General features: G+C 67.4%; 14 protein-coding genes. 5 read left to right on the top strand and 9 right to left on the bottom strand.

All coding sequences use genetic code 11. From position 1 onward, the window contains the following. Positions 1–169: 169 nt before the first annotated feature. On the top strand, positions 170–550 hold the full coding sequence (locus AC5LXX_RS03455) for a BPSL0067 family protein (protein WP_493410477.1): 381 nt from the start codon (positions 170–172) through the stop codon (positions 548–550). Then, positions 547–996: an STY0301 family protein gene (locus tag AC5LXX_RS03450; RefSeq protein WP_493410476.1), complete on the top strand. Its 450-nt coding sequence runs from the start codon at positions 547–549 to the stop codon at positions 994–996. The genes AC5LXX_RS03455 and AC5LXX_RS03450 overlap by 4 nt, the downstream gene beginning before the upstream one ends. Positions 997–1,003: 7 nt before the next feature. Here AC5LXX_RS03450 and AC5LXX_RS03445 read toward each other — a convergent pair whose 3' ends face one another. The 5 genes from AC5LXX_RS03445 to grpE all read right to left on the bottom strand — a co-directional run bounded on the left by AC5LXX_RS03445 (position 1,004) and on the right by grpE (position 7,399). Then, positions 1,004–2,908, bottom strand: coding sequence for a chorismate-binding protein (locus tag AC5LXX_RS03445; RefSeq protein ID WP_493410475.1), 1,905 nt, complete (start codon positions 2,906–2,908; stop codon positions 1,004–1,006). A 3-nt stretch (positions 2,909–2,911) separates the two neighbouring features. Beyond that, complete coding sequence (dnaJ, locus tag AC5LXX_RS03440; protein ID WP_124449377.1) at positions 2,912–4,048, bottom strand: molecular chaperone DnaJ; 1,137 nt, start codon at positions 4,046–4,048, stop codon at positions 2,912–2,914. A 266-nt stretch (positions 4,049–4,314) separates the two neighbouring features. Beyond that, positions 4,315–6,267 (bottom strand): molecular chaperone DnaK, encoded by a 1,953-nt coding sequence (gene dnaK / locus AC5LXX_RS03435; RefSeq protein ID WP_039361356.1) that lies wholly within the window; start codon positions 6,265–6,267, stop codon positions 4,315–4,317. A gap of 147 nt (positions 6,268–6,414) precedes the next feature. Next, positions 6,415–6,843 carry a thioredoxin family protein gene (locus tag AC5LXX_RS03430; RefSeq protein ID WP_493410474.1) on the bottom strand — a complete coding sequence of 143 codons (429 nt, stop codon included), beginning with the start codon at positions 6,841–6,843 and terminating at the stop codon, positions 6,415–6,417. A gap of 10 nt (positions 6,844–6,853) precedes the next feature. Next, positions 6,854–7,399: a nucleotide exchange factor GrpE gene (gene grpE, locus AC5LXX_RS03425; RefSeq protein ID WP_493410473.1), complete on the bottom strand. Its 546-nt coding sequence runs from the start codon at positions 7,397–7,399 to the stop codon at positions 6,854–6,856. A gap of 354 nt (positions 7,400–7,753) precedes the next feature. Between grpE and AC5LXX_RS03420 the strand changes: the two genes are divergently transcribed. After that, the gene (locus tag AC5LXX_RS03420; RefSeq protein WP_185658127.1) at positions 7,754–7,915 is read left to right on the top strand and encodes a hypothetical protein; all 162 of its coding nucleotides are present in this window, start codon (positions 7,754–7,756) and stop codon (positions 7,913–7,915) included. On the opposite strand, the gene AC5LXX_RS03415 is transcribed toward AC5LXX_RS03420, so the two are convergent. The 3 genes from AC5LXX_RS03415 to hrcA form a co-directional block, all read right to left on the bottom strand. Then, positions 7,887–8,294: an RNA-binding S4 domain-containing protein gene (locus tag AC5LXX_RS03415; RefSeq protein WP_493410472.1), complete on the bottom strand. Its 408-nt coding sequence runs from the start codon at positions 8,292–8,294 to the stop codon at positions 7,887–7,889. The two genes, AC5LXX_RS03420 and AC5LXX_RS03415, sit on opposite strands and share 29 nt — an antisense overlap. Positions 8,295–8,378: 84 nt before the next feature. Further along, complete coding sequence (gene hemH, locus AC5LXX_RS03410; protein ID WP_322081922.1) at positions 8,379–9,443, bottom strand: ferrochelatase; 1,065 nt, start codon at positions 9,441–9,443, stop codon at positions 8,379–8,381. 135 nt (positions 9,444–9,578) lie between these two features. Further along, the gene (hrcA, locus tag AC5LXX_RS03405; protein ID WP_011544637.1) at positions 9,579–10,601 is read right to left on the bottom strand and encodes a heat-inducible transcriptional repressor HrcA; all 1,023 of its coding nucleotides are present in this window, start codon (positions 10,599–10,601) and stop codon (positions 9,579–9,581) included. A gap of 131 nt (positions 10,602–10,732) precedes the next feature. On the opposite strand from hrcA, the gene AC5LXX_RS03400 reads away from it, so the two are divergent. Together AC5LXX_RS03400 and recN are read left to right on the top strand one after the other, a co-directional pair. Then, positions 10,733–11,635 carry an NAD kinase gene (locus AC5LXX_RS03400; RefSeq protein WP_493410471.1) on the top strand — a complete coding sequence of 301 codons (903 nt, stop codon included), beginning with the start codon at positions 10,733–10,735 and terminating at the stop codon, positions 11,633–11,635. A 19-nt stretch (positions 11,636–11,654) separates the two neighbouring features. Next, entirely contained in the window at positions 11,655–13,304 is a 1,650-nt protein-coding gene (gene recN / locus AC5LXX_RS03395; protein ID WP_493410470.1) for a DNA repair protein RecN, read from the top strand. Between the two features lie 92 nt (positions 13,305–13,396). On the opposite strand, the gene glnE is transcribed toward recN, so the two are convergent. Continuing rightward, positions 13,397–16,204, bottom strand: a complete 2,808-nt coding sequence (gene glnE, locus AC5LXX_RS03390; protein WP_493410469.1) for a bifunctional [glutamate--ammonia ligase]-adenylyl-L-tyrosine phosphorylase/[glutamate--ammonia-ligase] adenylyltransferase — start codon at positions 16,202–16,204, stop codon at positions 13,397–13,399. Positions 16,205–16,426: the final 222 nt, after the last annotated feature.

Below are 16,426 nucleotides of genomic sequence, written 5' to 3'. Positions count from 1 at the left end.
GCGCGCTGCCGGCGTTCACTGCAGCACGCTCACCGAGCTGACCGGCAATGCGGTACTCCGTTTCTCGTACTGCATTACCGGACAACGCGTACTTTCTAACTCGTCCTATTTCTACTCGCCTTCGTCGCGGTGACCATCAAACCTTCGTCAATCGAAGGAGCGATAAAAGATGGCTCACGTGTATGAAAAGGCGGCTGAACTCGTCGGGCAAAAGCTGGCAGGCGACGGAGAGTGCGTCGCGCTGGTCAAAATCTATACTTCCGTCGGTCCCACCGCCATCTGGCGACCGGGAAAAAAAGCTGGCGGCGACCGGAGTATCCGCGTCGGAACCGTCATTGCGACTTTCGAGAACGACCGCTACCCGAGCCGATCGCATGGCAATCATGCGGCGTTCTATCTGGGCCAGGACGTGCGTGGCATCCACGTCGTTGAACAGTGGCGCTCACTCAAGGCCATTCAGAGAAGATGCATACCGTTCAAGGGCAAGGACAAGAATGGCCGCTACATCGATCCGAGCAATAACGCCGATGCATTTTCGGTCGTGAAATGATGATGCGCATCCGCCAAACATCGCATCGACTGCTCGCCATCGCCGCGATCGCGTACAGTTCGCTCGTCGCATTACCTGCGTCCGCTGCGGCAGCCGATTGCCCCGCACGCCTTGCGGTTACCCAGCAGCTCGAAGGTCAACCTCCCGATGGCTGGAAAAACTTCGACACGCAAAGCACCTATCCGCTCGCCAGCGTCACCTTCTGGTCAGGGCCGCCGGACCGGATGATGTCGTTGCTGCCGACCCGTTCGCGCTCCGAGTCCAAAAGCGACGTTTACATCTGGTCGCTCGCAGACAACCGTGAAGACTACTGGGTCTCGTGTGACTACGGCAACACGAGCGTCGTGATTGCACGGCCGCTGGGCAGACACGCACAGACTTGCGTCGCGCGCTACAGACGCGGACACGCCATCGTACAAAGCTGGCAATGTACGCCGCGGAAATAATCCGCGTTCAGGCCAGTGCGCAACCGTGAAGCAACCGCGCTGCCATCGGCCCGCGCAGTGCATTGCAGATCATCAACTCATCCGCGTTCAGCACATTGTCGAGCGTCAGCACACGCTCTTTTGCGCCTACCGCCGGATCGTCGAGCAGCACGCCACGCATCACACCCGGCAGCACGCCGGACGCCAGCGGCGGCGTCACCCACTGGCCGTCGAGCTTCACGAACAGGTTCGAACGCCCGCCTTCCGTCACCTCGCCGCGTTCGTTGACGAACAGCATGTCGAAACCGCCGAGCGCCTCGGCCGCCTGCCACGCGCGGTCGTATTCGGCGCGGCGCGTGGTCTTGTGCTGCAGCAGCGCGTCGTCGGTGCGCGTCGGCGCGAAGCCGTGCGCGGAGGCCAGCAGCACGCCGACCGGCCCCGCCGGCAGCGGCTTCAGCGGCGCCGCGGTGATCTCGATCGTGCCGTCCTTCGCCAGCGCGAGCTTCATCCGGTACGCGCCGGCGTCGTGGAGCGCCGCGCAGCGCTCGACGATCTGGCGACGCAGCGCGTCGGCGTCGAAGCGGAAGCCGAACGCATCGGCACTGCGTTGCAGCCGCGCGAGATGGCGATCGAGATGGCGGATGCCGTCCGCCCGCGTGGCAGCCGTCGTTTCGAACAACTGGAAGCCGGGGTCGGCGTCCGTCAGGAATCGCGCTTTCAATTCGCACTCCGCATATTCATCGGCCGCGACGCTGTCCAGCACGATGCCCGCGCCGACGCCCATCGTGCCGCGTCGTCGGCCGGCTGCGGCGGGGGCGGCGCCGGCCGGATCGAGCGTCAGCGTCCGGATCGCGACCGACAGGCAGAAATCGCCGCAACCGGCCGCGCCGTCGGGCGCTGCAGCGCCTGCCGATGCACCGTCCTTCGGCGCGTCGAGCCAACCGATCGCACCGGTATACAGCCCGCGCGACGTCGACTCGATCGCATCGATCAGTTCCATCGTCTTGTGCTTCGGCGCACCGGTGATCGACCCGCACGGAAACAGCGCACGCAGCATCTGCGCGAACGTCGTGCCGTCGCGCCAGCCGGCCTCGACCGTCGACGTCATCTGCCACACCGACGCATACGGCTCGACGGAGAAGAGCGCCGGCACCTTGACGGTGCCCGTGCGCGCGATCCGCGACACATCGTTGCGCAGCAGGTCGACGATCATCACGTTTTCCGCACGGTTCTTCGGATCGTTCGCGAGAAACGCGGCAGCCGCCGCATCGTCGCGCGGATCGGCCGAACGCGGTGCGGTGCCCTTCATCGGCCGCGCACGCAACACGTCGCCGTGCTTCTCGACGAACAGCTCGGGCGAGCACGACACGACCCACGCGCCGCCGGGCAGCGCGATCAGCGCGCCGTACCGCACGGGCTGGCGTGCGCGCAGCCGCCGGTACAGCGCGAGCGGCGTGCCGAACACGTCGAAATTCAGCCGGTACGTGTAGTTGACCTGGTACGAATCGCCCGCGCGCAGTGCATCGTGCACCGCGGCGATCGCCGCGTCGAACGCATCGCGCGACACGCTCTTCGCGACATGCGCGACGCCCGCGATCGACGGCGCGCCACCGCCGTCCTGCTGCGCGAGCCATGCGTCGACCTCGTCGCACGACAGCCGCTCGCAGCGCGCATACAGCAAAAAGCGCAGCGGGGCATGGCCCGGCTGCGCTCGTTGCAGGTTGCGTCCGAATTCGTAATCGCCGACGACGACCGCATGCAGCCCGTCGCGCAGATCCTGCGCGAGCGCCGCATCGATTTCGTCGAGCCGTGCCGGATCCGTGCACACGCGTTCGCGCACGAATCCCGAATACAAACGACTCGACCGCGCGGACGCGGTCGAGTCGCAATCGTCCAAGAGCGCGAACGACGCGCTCTCGTTGCCTTCAGTCATGCTTTACTCGAAGAAGCTCTTCACACGGTCAAACCAGCTCTTGCTCTGCGGGCTGTGACGCGCGCCGCCCTCGGCCAGCGATTTCTCGAACTGCTTGAGCAGGTCGCGCTGGTTGTCGGTCAGCTTCACGGGCGTCTCGACCTGCACGTGCACGTACAGATCGCCCGCAATGCTCGAACGCAGCCCCTTGATGCCCTTGCCGCGCAGACGGAACGTCTTGCCCGACTGCGTGCCTTCCGGCACCGGGAACGATGCACGGCCGGCCAGCGTCGGCACCTCGATCTCGCCGCCGAGCGCAGCGGTCGTGAACGGGATCGGCATCTGGCAGTGCAGATCGTCGCCGTCGCGCTCGAACACCGCGTGCGGCTTGATGTGGATCTCGACGTACAGGTCGCCCGGCGGCCCGCCGTTGATGCCCGGCTCGCCGTTGCCGGCCGAGCGGATCCGCATCCCGTCGTCGATCCCGGCAGGGATCTTCACTTCGAGCGTCTTGGTTTCCTTCACCTTGCCCGACCCGTGGCAATGCACGCACGGCTCGGGGATGTAGGTGCCGGTGCCGTGACACTTCGGGCAGGTCTGCTGGATGCTGAAGAAGCCCTGCGACATGCGCACCGTGCCCTGGCCATGACAGGTCGGGCAGGTTTCCGGCTTCGTGCCGGGCTTCGCGCCCGACCCGTGGCAGACCTCGCACGATACCCAGCTCGGCACGCGGATCTGCGTGTCGTAGCCGTGCGCGGCCTGCTCGAGCGTGATTTCCATGCTGTAGCGCAGGTCCGCGCCGCGGTACACCTGCGGGCCGCCGCGGCCGCCACGTGCGGCGCCGCCCGCGGCCTGGCCGAAGATGTCGCCGAAGATGTCGCCGAACGCATCCGCGAAGCCGCCGAAGCCCTGTGCGCCCGCACCGCCCATGTTCGGATCGACGCCCGCGTGGCCGTACTGGTCGTACGCGGCCCGCTTCTGGCCATCCGACAGCATTTCATAGGCTTCCTTCACCTCTTTGAAATGCTCTTCCGCATCCTTGCTGTCCGGATTGCGGTCAGGGTGATACTTCATCGCAAGCTTGCGATATGCCTTCTTGATTTCGTCGTCGCTCGCATTCTTCGCGACGCCCAGAACCTCGTAGTAATCCCGTTTCGCCATATCGATTCACTGTGCCGCCACGCATCGCGCACGCGGCGGCTCCTTTCGCCCGCAGTAAAGTCTCTCGACTCGTCTGGCGCTGCACCGTCCGCGGACGGCTCGCGCAGCACCCGCCAAAAAACAAATGTGCCCGGAGGGCCGCGAAGCCCGCCAGGCGTGGAGTCGATCCGGCCATCCGGAAGGAAAGACAGACCGCTTTTCAGCCGCTGGTCAGTCGCGCCGCGCGCGTTTTGCGCGCGCGGCGTGCGGTGCCATTGGAACCCGGCTTAGTCCTTCTTCACTTCCTTGAACTCGGCGTCGACGACGTCGTCGGCAGCCTGTTGCGCACCACCTGCATGGGCCGCGCCTTCAGCTGCACCGGCCGCGCCGGCCGCACCCGCCTGCTGCGCCTGCATGTCGGCGTACATCTTCTCGCCGAGCTTCTGCGACACCTTGCCGAGCTCCTCGACCTTCGCGTCGATCGCGGCCTTGTCGGCCGACGTGTCCTTCAGCACTTCTTCGAGGGACTTCAGCGACGCTTCGATCGCTTCCTTCTCGCCCGCGTCCAGCTTGTCGCCGTACTCGGTCAACGCCTTCTTCGTGCTGTGGACCAGCGCGTCGCCCTGGTTGCGCGAATCGGCCAGCTCGCGCAGCTTGTGGTCTTCCGCTGCGTTCGCTTCCGCGTCCTTGATCATCTGGTCGATTTCAGCTTCGGACAGGCCCGAGTTCGCCTTGATCGTGATCTTGTTTTCCTTGCCGGTCGCCTTGTCCTTCGCGCCGACGTGCAGGATGCCGTTCGCGTCGATGTCGAAGGTCACTTCGATCTGCGGCACTCCACGCGGTGCGGGCGGGATGCCTTCGAGGTTGAACTCGCCGAGCAGCTTGTTGCCCGCTGCCATTTCGCGTTCGCCCTGGAACACCTTGATCGTCACGGCGCCCTGGTTGTCGTCGGCCGTCGAGTACACCTGAGCGTGCTTCGTCGGGATCGTCGTGTTCTTGCTGATCATCTTCGTCATCACGCCGCCGAGCGTCTCGATACCGAGCGACAACGGGGTCACGTCGAGCAGCAGCACGTCCTTGCGGTCGCCCGACAGGACCTGGCCCTGGATCGCCGCGCCGACTGCGACGGCTTCGTCCGGGTTCACGTCACGGCGCGGATCCTTGCCGAAGAACTCCTTCACCTTTTCCAGCACCTTCGGCATGCGCGTCTGGCCGCCGACCAGGATCACGTCGTCGATGTCCGACACCTTGACGCCTGCGTCCTTGATCGCGATGCGGCACGGTTCGATCGTGCGCTCGACCAGGTCTTCCACCAGCGCTTCCAGCTTCGCGCGGGTGATCTTCAGGTTCAAGTGCTTCGGGCCCGACGCGTCCGCCGTGATGTACGGCAGGTTGATTTCGGTCTGCTGGCTCGACGACAGCTCGATCTTCGCCTTTTCGGCAGCTTCCTTCAGGCGCTGCAGCGCGAGCACGTCCTTCGACAGGTCGACGCCCTGCTCCTTCTTGAACTCGCCGATGATGTAATCGATGATGCGCTGGTCGAAGTCTTCGCCGCCGAGGAACGTGTCGCCGTTGGTCGACAGCACTTCGAACTGCATTTCGCCGTCGACGTCCGCGATCTCGATGATCGACACGTCGAACGTACCGCCGCCGAGGTCATACACGGCGATCTTGCGGTCGCCCTTCTCTGCCTTGTCCAGGCCGAACGCGAGCGCGGCTGCGGTCGGCTCGTTGATGATCCGCTTGACTTCGAGGCCCGCGATGCGGCCGGCGTCCTTGGTCGCCTGACGCTGGCTGTCGTTGAAGTAGGCCGGCACCGTGATCACGGCTTCCGTGACCGGCTCGCCGAGGTAGTCTTCGGCCGTCTTCTTCATCTTGCGCAGCACTTCCGCCGAAACCTGCGGCGGCGCGAGCTTTTCGCCGTGTGCCTCGACCCATGCATCGCCGTTGTCGGCCTTGATGATGGTGTACGGCATCAGGCCGATGTCCTTCTGGACTTCCTTCTCTTCGAAGCGACGGCCGATCAGGCGCTTCACCGCGAACAGCGTGTTCTTCGGGTTGGTCACCGACTGGCGCTTCGCCGGCGCGCCGACGAGCACTTCGTTGTCGTCCATGTAGGCGATGATCGACGGCGTGGTGCGCGTGCCTTCCGAGTTCTCGATGACCTTGACCTGGTTGCCTTCCATGATGGCGACGCACGAGTTCGTGGTGCCGAGGTCAATACCGATGATCTTTCCCATTTTTCCTAATCTCCAGAAATGCCTGTTTGCTGCGCGAAACGCTGCGTTTTGGGGCGGTTTCGCGCGCCAGAATTCAACTCTGTTCCCGAAATGCGTCCGTCCGATCCGTTTTCAAGACCCGACGAGCGATGCGGATATTAAATTTTTTCAATCGCCGCCGGCTAGCGGATCGCCGCCCGGCGGATCGCCACCGGCGGCCGCCGCGACCTTCGCGCGCGCCGCCGACACGGCCGCCTGGAACTGCGCGAGGCCATGCCAGCCCGTCGCGCGGCCCAGCCGCTTGCCGCGGTGGAAAAAGAACCACGTCGGCACGCCGTGCAGCCCGAAGCGGCGCCCCAGCTGAGGGTGTTCGTACACGTTGCAATGGAACCACTTCAGGTCCAGCGCGCGGATTGCGTCGGGCTGGGCGAGCATCGCCTTCTTCGCGATCTCGCAGTTGAAGCAGTCGACACCCCAGAAGAACACCACCGCGAGCGCATCGCCCGCGCCGTCGATGGCCGCGTCGAACGTGCCGGCGTCGAGCGCCTGCATGTCGAACGCGTCGAACGCGGCCGGATCGACGCCGGCGGGCACCATCCCCGTAGCCTTACTTCGGCTGGGCGACGGTGACGAGCGCCGGACGCAGCACGCGGTCGGCGATCGTGTAACCCTTTTGCAGCACGGTGACGACGGTGTTCGGCTCCTGGTCGGCCGGCACCATCGAAATCGCCTGGTGCTGATGCGGATCGAATTTCTCGCCAACCGGGTTGAGCGCGACGACGCGGCCCTTCTCGAGCGCGCTCGTCAGCTGGCGCAGCGTCAGCTCGACGCCCTCGCGTACCTTCGCGATGTCGCCGGACGTGTCGTTGACGGCCGCTTCCAGGCTGTCCAGCACCGGCAGCAGGTGTTCCGCGAAGCTCTCGATCGCAAACTTGTGCGCCTTCGACACGTCGTCCTGCGCGCGGCGGCGGACGTTCTCGGTCTCGGCCTTCGCCCGCAGGTAGCTTTCCTGCAGCTCGGCGACCTTGGCTTGAGCCTCCGCGAGCGCCGCGTCGGCGGCTTCGGCGGCGGGAGCAGCGCCTTGCGCCGCCTGCTTCTCGCTGCTGATCTCTTCGGCCGATTGGGGTGCCGGGTTCTCTTGCGTGTTTTCCATGTCGCTGAAAGTCGATTAGAGGTTGAAGCCAAATCGGCAACCGCCGGCCATATACCCGGCGGTACCGCACATTGCTGGTGCAGATAAGGGTGGAAACTGCAATTTCAAGAGGGTTATTCGCCGGCATTCCCCAACGCCGCGAAACAACCGCGCTGCCCGGCGGTGCGTGGCCCGCATAGTCCACCAGATCGGCCGAAACCGGCTGTAACAACGCTTACCTGGCAAGTACTAGCTTGGCACAGGTCCGCTGCACTACACTCCACTCAAGCGTCGGAAAAGCGTGTTTACCCCTAGCTGACCGCCGCCTGACATCCACCTGGCGCCGTTTTCACCCTTGATCCCGAGGGGAGTACCGTGAAACTGACCTTTGCGATATCGGTGGTCGCGCTGGTACTCGTTGCCGGCACCACCACCATCTGCCTGTCCGGAGCCGTCACCGACCGCACGACCGAATACGGAAGCGCGCGGGCGACCTTCGACCAGATGTTCAGCTCCCACCAGAAAATCTGTCGATGATGCGCCGGTCGCGCTTCGTCGGCCGGCCGTGCAGTTCGGCCGCCGGCTCGCGATACGTGCGGCGCCGCTCCAGTTCGGCGAGCCGCGCGGCCCGCCCCGCTTCCGTTTCCTCGTAAAGCGTCTGCGCGACGCTCGCAGGCCCGCGCACGTCGCACACGCCCAGCACGGCAATGTGCCAGACGATGCCGTCGATCGCAATCTCGACCTCGTCGCCGACCCGTACGTCCCTGGCCGGCTTGACCGCCGCACCGCCGATCTTCACGTGCCCCTTGTCGACCGCATCGGTCGCGAGCGAGCGCGTCTTGAAGAAGCGGGCCGCCCATAGCCATTTGTCGATGCGCAGCTTCGCACCGGGGTCCGTGGAAATCTTGTAGTTCATGTCAGCCTCCGCCGGGCCGCCCCAAGGAGGCTGACCGCCCCCTTGGGGGGCAGCGCGCGTAGCAAGCGTGGGGGTCGTTTCATCTCAGTTCACCGTTTCGGGCTGCGCGGCCCTAACGGGCCAGCCCTGCAGATTCTCGGCGACGATCTCGCCGAGCGCGCCGATCCACGCAGGCGCGCCGTTCAGGCACGGAATGCGGTGGAAAGTCTTGCCGCCGCCGGCCAGGAACTCGTCGCGCACTTCCATGCCGATCTCCTCGATCGTTTCCAGGCAATCGGCCGTGAAACCGGGACAGAACACGTCGGCCCGCCGCACGCCGGCCTCGCCGAACTCGCGCAGCGTCGGCGCGGTGTACGGCTGCAGCCATTCGGCCTTGCCGAAGCGCGACTGGAACGTGACGCGGCATTCGGTCGTCGACAGCCCGAGCGCGGCCATCAGCAACGCGCCCGTCTGCTGGCACTGGTCGTGATATGGGTCGCCAAGGTCGAGCGTGCGCTTCGGCACGCCGTGGAAACTCAGCACGAGCTTGTCGCCGGCCGCGAAATCGGGCCGGCCGTGCTGCGCCCAGTATTGGCGCACCTGCTCGGCCAGCGCGTGGATATAGGCCGGATGGTCGGCGTAATGCCGCACCGTGCGCACTTCCGGCTGGTTGCGCATGCGCGCGAGCGCGTCGAACGCGGCATCGAAGGCGGTGGCCGTGGTCGACGCCGAGTATTGCGGATACATCGGCATCAGCAGCACGCGCTCGACGCCCGCGCGCTTGAACTGCGCGAGCGCGTGCGAAATGTTCGGGCTGCCGTAGCGCATCGCGTAGTCGACCGTCACGTGATAGCCGTTCGACGTGAGCAGGTGCCGCACGCTGTCGGTCTGGCGCTCGGTGTACACGCGCAGCGGCGAGCCCTCGGGCATCCAGACGGCCGCGTATTTCTTCGCGGACGCGCGGCCGCGCAGCGGCAGGATCAGCGTGCGCAGCAGCACCTGCCAGACGGCCTGCGGAATCTCGACGACGCGCGGATCCGACAGGAATTCGGCCAGGTAGCGCCGCACCGCGCGCGGCGTGGGCGCGTCGGGCGTGCCGAGATTGATCAGCAGCACACCGATGCGGTGGGCGGCCGCGATGCTCGAAGGCGGCTCAAGATCGAAACGCATGGGCAAGAACGTGCTCGAGGCACGGGACCGGACGGCTCTCAATTATAGCGGGCCGCCCCATGCCGTTCGGCCGACTGTCGGCGCGTGCGGCATTGCGACACGATGACGGGGCGGGATCAGACTGCCGATCGCAGGCTATTGCTGGCTCAGCGTGAGCGACAGCAGGCGCGCGGTGATGTCGACGATCGGTATCACGCGGTTGTAGGCCATCCGGGTCGGGCCGATCACGCCGAGCGTGCCGACGATCTGCCCGTTCACCTCGTACGGCGCGGTGACGACGCTCATCTCCTCGATCGGCACGAGCGTCGATTCGCCGCCGATGAAGATCTGCACGCCCTGGGCGTGGCTCGATACGTCGAGCAGTTGCAGGAGGCCCGTCTTTTGGTCGAACACGTCGAACAGCTTGCGCAGCCGCGCCATGTCGGACGACAGATCCGCCACTTCGAGCAGGTTGCGCTCGCCGGAAATCAGCACGGTGTCCTCGGTGTCGGGCACCTCGGTACTGGCCGTCACGGCCGCGTGCATCAGCGTGGTCATGTCGCCGCGCAGCTGGTCGATCTCGTCGCGCAGGCGGCGGCGCACCTCGTCGAACGACAGGCCGGCGAAATGCGCATTGATGTAGTTGGACGCCTCGGTCAGCTGCGACGGCGAATAGTCGCGCGGCGTCGCGAGCATCCGGTTCTGCACGTCGCCCTCGGGCGTGACGATGATCAGCAGGATGCGCTTGTCGGACAGGCGCATGAATTCGATCTGCTTGAACACGTGGCTGCGGCGCGGCGTCAGCACGACGCCCGCGAACTGCGACAGGTTCGACAGCACGCTCGCGGCGGCCGCGACCACCCGCTGCTGCGGCTCGCCGGCCTGCAGCGTGTTCTGCACCTGCCGCGCGACGGCCTCGGCGTCGATCGGCGCCTCGACCGTCAGCATCGTGTCGACGAACAGCCGGTAGCCGCGCGGCGTCGGCACGCGCCCGGCCGACGTGTGCGGGCTCGACACGAGGCCGAGCTCCTCCAGGTCGGACATCACGTTGCGGATCGTCGCCGGGCTCAGCTCGAGCCCGGAGTAACGGGACAACGTGCGCGATCCGACTGGCTGACCGTCGGCGATATACCGTTCGATCAGGGTTTTCAGGAGGGTTCGTGCGCGAGGATCTAGCATGGTGGAAAATTTTAGCGCAACCGCGCGACCGCGGCGAGTGGCGTCGTCCACCGTTGCGCGGGCCGGCCCGATCCGGCCCCGCAGGCGCACAACCGGTTCTTTTCGTCAACGAGCTATGGTGTAATGCCGGCATGAAAACCGGTAATCAGTTCAACACCGTCGCGCTCGTCGGCCGAAGCAACACGCCCAACATCGCCGAGCCGCTCGCCACGCTGGCCGCCTGCGTCGCCAGGCAGGGCTTCGAGGTCGTATTCGAAGCCGAGACCGCGCGCGAGATCGGCATCACCGGCTACCCGGCGCTGACGCCGGCCGAAATCGGGGCGCGCGCCGACGTCGCGGTCGTGCTGGGCGGCGACGGGACGATGCTCGGCATCGGCCGTCAGCTCGCGCCGTACAAGACGCCGCTGATCGGGATCAACCACGGGCGGCTCGGCTTCATCACCGACATCGCGGCAGCCGACATGCAGGCGCTCGTCCCGGTGATCCTGTCGGGCAAGTTCGAGCGCGAGGAGCGCGCGCTGCTCGAGGCGCGGATCATGCGCGACGGCGAACCGATCTACCACGCGCTCGCGTTCAACGACGTCGTCGTGAACCGCAGCGGCTTCTCCGGAATGGTCGAGCTGCGCGCGTCGGTCGACGGCCGGTACATGTACAACCAGCGTTCGGACGGCCTGATCGTCGCGACGCCCACCGGCTCGACCGCCTATGCGCTGTCGTCGGCCGGCCCGATCCTCCATCCGCAATTGGCGGGCATCGTGCTCGTGCCGATCGCGCCGCACGCGCTGTCGAACCGGCCGATCGTGCTGCCCGACGATTCGAAAATCGCGATCCAGATCGTCGGCGGGCGCGACGTCAACGTGAACTTCGACATGCAGTCGTTCACGTCGCTCGAACTGAACGACACGATCGAGGTGCGCCGCTCGAAGCACACGGTGCCGTTCCTGCACCCGATCGGCTACAGCTACTACGCGACGCTGCGCAAGAAGCTGCACTGGAACGAACACGCCTCGAACGAAGACGACAAGGCGTCCTGACGCCGCTCCGCCCGACACCATGCTCCGCCACCTCTCGATCCGCGACTTCGTCATCGTCGCCGCGCTCGATCTCGAATTCGACAGCGGCTTTTCCGTCTTCTCCGGCGAAACCGGCGCCGGGAAATCGATCCTGATCGACGCCCTCGCCCTCGCGCTCGGCGAACGCGCCGACGCGAGCGTCGTGCGCACCGGCTGCGGCCGCGCCGACATCACGGCCGAATTCACGCCGCACGACCGCGTTGCGCGCTGGCTCGACGAACACGCGTTCGACACCGAGGACACCGTGATGCTGCGCCGCGTGATCGACGCCAACGGCCGTTCGCGTGCGTTCATCAACGGCACCAGCGCGACGCTCGCGCAGCTGCGCGAACTCGGCGAAATGCTCGTCGACATCCACGGCCAGCACGCGCACCAGCTGCTGATGCGGCCCGACGCGCAGCGCGAGCTGTTCGACACGCACGCGGGGCTCGTCGCCGACGCCGCGAACGTCGCGCGTGCCTGGCGCGTGTGGCGCGACGCGACGCAGGCGATCGATGCCGCGAAGGCGCACGAGCGCGAGCTGCAGCTCGAACGCGAAAAGCTCGCGTGGCAACTCGCCGAGCTCGACAAGCTGGCGCCGCAGCCCGGCGAATGGGACGAAGTCAGCAACGAGCACAAGCGGCTGTCGCATTCGGCGAACCTGATCGAAGGCGTGCGCGGCGCGCTCAACGCACTGTCCGAGTCCGACGACGCGATGCTCGCGCAGCTCGGCGCGATCGTGTCGAAGCTGCGCAGCCTGGCCGACTACGACACGGCGCTCGGCGACGCGCTCGCGTCGCTCGAACCGGCCGAGATCCAGCTGCAGGAAGCCGTCTATTCGCTGTCGCACTACGCGCAGCGCGTCGATCTCGATCCCGAGCGGCTCGCGCAGGTCGAGACGCGTCTCGATGCGCTGCACTCGACCGCCCGCAAGTTCCGGCTGCCGCCCGACACGCTGCACGAGGAACATGCGGCGCGCCGTGCGCAGCTCGCCGCGCTCGATGCGGCCGCCGATCTCGGCGCGCTCGAGGCGGCGCAAGCCAAGGCGCGCGAAGCCTATCTCGCCGATGCCCGGCACCTGTCCAAGGCGCGCGCGCAGGCCGCGAAGGCGCTCGGCACGGCCGTCACCGCCGGCATGCAGGAGTTGTCGATGGCGGGCGGCAGCTTCGAAGTCGCGCTCGCCCCGCTCGCCGACGGCGGCCCGCACGGGCTCGAGCAGGTCGAATTCCGCGTCGCGGGGCACCCGGGCGTGCCGCTGCGGCCGCTCGCGAAGGTCGCGTCGGGCGGCGAACTCGCGCGGATCAGCCTCGCGCTCGCGGTCATTGCCAGCGCGGCAAGCCCGACGCCGACACTGATCTTCGACGAAGTCGATACGGGGATCGGCGGCGGCGTCGCCGAAGTGGTCGGCCGCCTGCTGCACCAGCTCGGGCGCGAGCGCCAGGTGCTGTGCGTGACGCACCTGCCGCAGGTCGCCGCACGCGGCGACCATCACTTCCAGGTCGCGAAAGGCGCCGACGATCGCGGCGGCACGGTTTCGACGGTCGTCGCGCTCGACCGCGCCAACCGCATCGAGGAAGTCGCGCGAATGCTCGGCGGGCTCGAGATCACGGCCACGACGCGCAAGCACGCGAAGGAAATGCTGGCGGCCTGACGCCGCCGCCGGCCTGCGCCGGCCGAACCAGGCACGCTCGCAACCGGCTCGGGGCAGTGCGCGGATCGATACCGCGCCTGCCCCGCCTTCATTCAAACACCCGTTTCAACCGCGCCGAACACGCGCGCCCACAGCGCCGTCACCGCCGCCCGCTCGTCGGCCACCACGGCCGGATCGACGCGCGCCTTCTCCATCCCGTCGAGCCGCAGCTTGTGCTGCAGCTTCCGGTACTTGCGGTACGCGGCGCCGACGCGCTCGGCTTCGTCCGCCCCCATCAGCCCGAAGCGCGCGACCTCGCGCAGCAGCGCGATGTTGCCGGTGTTGCGGATCAGCTCGGCGTCGCTCGACGCGTGCAGCAGCACCCAGTACTGGACGATGAACTCGATGTCGACCATCCCGCCGCGATCGTGCTTCAGGTCGAACAGCTCGGTCTGGTTCGGATGGCCGGCAAACACCTTGCCGCGCATGTCGACGATCTCCTTCGCGAGCACGCCGCCGTCGCGCGGCGTCGTCAGCACCTGCTGGCGGATCGCCTCGAAATCCTCGCCGATCTGCGCGTCGCCCGCGCTGTAGCGGGCGCGCGTCAGCGCCTGGTGCTCCCACACCCACGCGGTGTTCGCCGCATCGCCCTCGCGCAGCTGGTAGCGGCGGAACGCATCGAGATCGGTGACGAGCAGCCCGGCCTCGCCGTTCGGCCGCAGCCGCAGGTCGATGTCGAACAGCGCGCCGGCACCGGTCGCGGTCGTGAGCCACGTGATGAGCCGTCGCGTGAAGGTCGTGTAGACGTCCGCCGAGCGCTCGTCGGGATCGTCGTACAGGAAGATCAGGTCGAGATCCGACGCGTAGCCGAGTTCCTTGCCGCCCAGCTTGCCGTATGCGATCACCGCGAACTTGGGCACGTCGCGATGGCGCTTCGCCAACTGCGACCAGACGACTTCGATGGTCACGTCGAGCACCGCGTCGGCCAGCTCGGACAACCGGTCGCTCACATGCTCGACCGACAGTTGCCCGGCCAGGTCGATCAGCAGGATCCGGAACACCTCCGCGTGCTGCGCGTGCCGCAGCAGGTCCATCTGCTGCTCGGGGCCGTCGGCCGCCGCGAGGCGCGCGCGCAGCGCGTCCTTGAACGCGGGCCAGTCGAACGGGCTCGCGATCACCTCGTCGTCGAGCAGTTCGTCGAGCAGCTGCGGGTGGCGGATCAGGTAGCCGCCGCCCCAGCGCGTCGCGCCGAGCACCGACAGCACGCGGTCGAGCGCGGCCGGATATTCGGTCAGCAGCGCGAGATAGACGCCACGGCGGCTGACCGTCTCGAGCAGGTCGAACAGGCGCACGATCGTGTCGTCGCGGCGCGCGGCATCGATCTTCGGCGCGGCGTCGAGCGCCCGCTGCGCGACGCTGTCGAAGCGCTGCCGGCTCTTTTCCGGCAGGCCCGTGTAGCGCGACGATTGCCAGACCGCGCGCAGCCGCGCGAGCACGGTGGCCGGATCGGCGAAACCGAGGCCGTCGAGGCGCGCGACCAGCGCGTCGTCCTCGCCGTCGTCGGCCAGCGCGCCGCTCCAGATCCACGCAGCGGCCGTGTCGTCGCCGGCCGTACAAGGGCCGCCGCCGCCCTTCACCTTGTCCGCGAAGATCTGGTCGAACTGCGCCTCGACGAAGTTCCGGTGCTCGTCCAGCACCGTCATCAGCGCCGCATAGTCGGCAAAGCCGAGCGACGCGGCCAGCGCCGCGCGTTCGTCGGGCTCGACCGGCATCGCGTGCGTCTGCGCGTCGTTGCGGTACTGCAGCCGGTGCTCGAGCGTGCGCAGGAAGTTGTAAGCATCGGACAGGCGCGCACGCACGTCCTCACCGATCAGCCCGCGCGCCTGCGCATGGCGCAGCACCGCGAGCGTCGGCCGCACGCGGAATTCAGCATCCTGGCCGCCGCGGATCAGCTGGAACACCTGCGCGCTGAACTCGATCTCGCGGATCCCGCCGCGCCCGAGCTTGATGTCGTCGGCCTTGTCGGGCCGCATCGACGCGCGGCGCGCGGCTTCCTGCCGGATCTGCTGGTGCAGCGAACGGATCGCGCCGATCACGCCGAAATCGAGATAGCGACGGTAGACGAACGGCTTGACGAGCGACTCGAGCTGCGACTGGAGCCGCCGCGCGGCGTCGCTGTCGTTTTCCGACACGAGCCGCCCCTTGATCCACGCATAGCGCTCCCACTCGCGCCCCTGCACGTAGAAATATTCCTCGAGCATCCCGAGGCTGCACGCGAGCGGCCCCGAATCGCCGTTCGGGCGCAGCCGCATGTCGACGCGAAACACGTAGCCGTCGGCCGTGACCTCGGACAGCACGCCGATCAGGCGCCGGCCGAGCCGCGTGAAGTATTCCTGCGTGGACAGTGGCGAACGCGTGCCGCCGGTCGTCTCGCCGTCGTCTTCGTAGACGAAGATCAGGTCGATGTCCGACGACACGTTCAGCTCGCGGCCGCCGAGCTTGCCCATCCCGACCACGCCGAGCACGACGTGCTGGCCGTCGGCGCCGCGCGGCTCGCCGTACATCGCCTCGAGCTCGGCCGACAGCAGCGCGAGCGAGCGCTGCACGGCCACTTCGGCGAGATCGGTCATCGCGCCGGTCACCTCGGCGACGTCGGCCAGCCCGCGCAAATCGCGCTCCGCGACCGCGCCGAACGCCTCGGCGCGCAGTTGCCGCAGCGCGCGCTTCAACTGCTCCTCGGTCGGCGCGGCCGTGCCGGCCGGCGTCGCGAGCAATTCGGTGAGGCGCGCGTCGAGCTGCGCGCGACCGAGCGGCGCGGCCGCCCACGCGGCGACCTGCTCGGCGAGCGCGGGCCGCGCGGCGGCCGCGCGGGCGAGGTATCGGGAATAGGACGTGCTGATCAGGGCGGAAGCGTCGGTCATCGAGAAGCGGGCCTGGCGGAAAGGCCGGCCGGCACGGGCCGGCGCCGTGCGCGCCCCGCTGCCGACCGGCCTCATGAACTCGGCGCGGCATCGCGGGACGCTCGTGCGCCGCCGCGAAACCGCGCGCCGGAAAGCCCGTGCCGCGCTGCCGCAACGGCCGCCGGCACGAACCCGTGTGATACATTTCAACGTCAATCTGCAAAACTACCATATCGCCGCCCG

It is taken from the genome of Burkholderia torrens (assembly GCF_984668525.1).
Note: the sequence above shows the minus strand (reverse complement) of the source record. Positions and strands in the feature narration are given on the sequence as shown.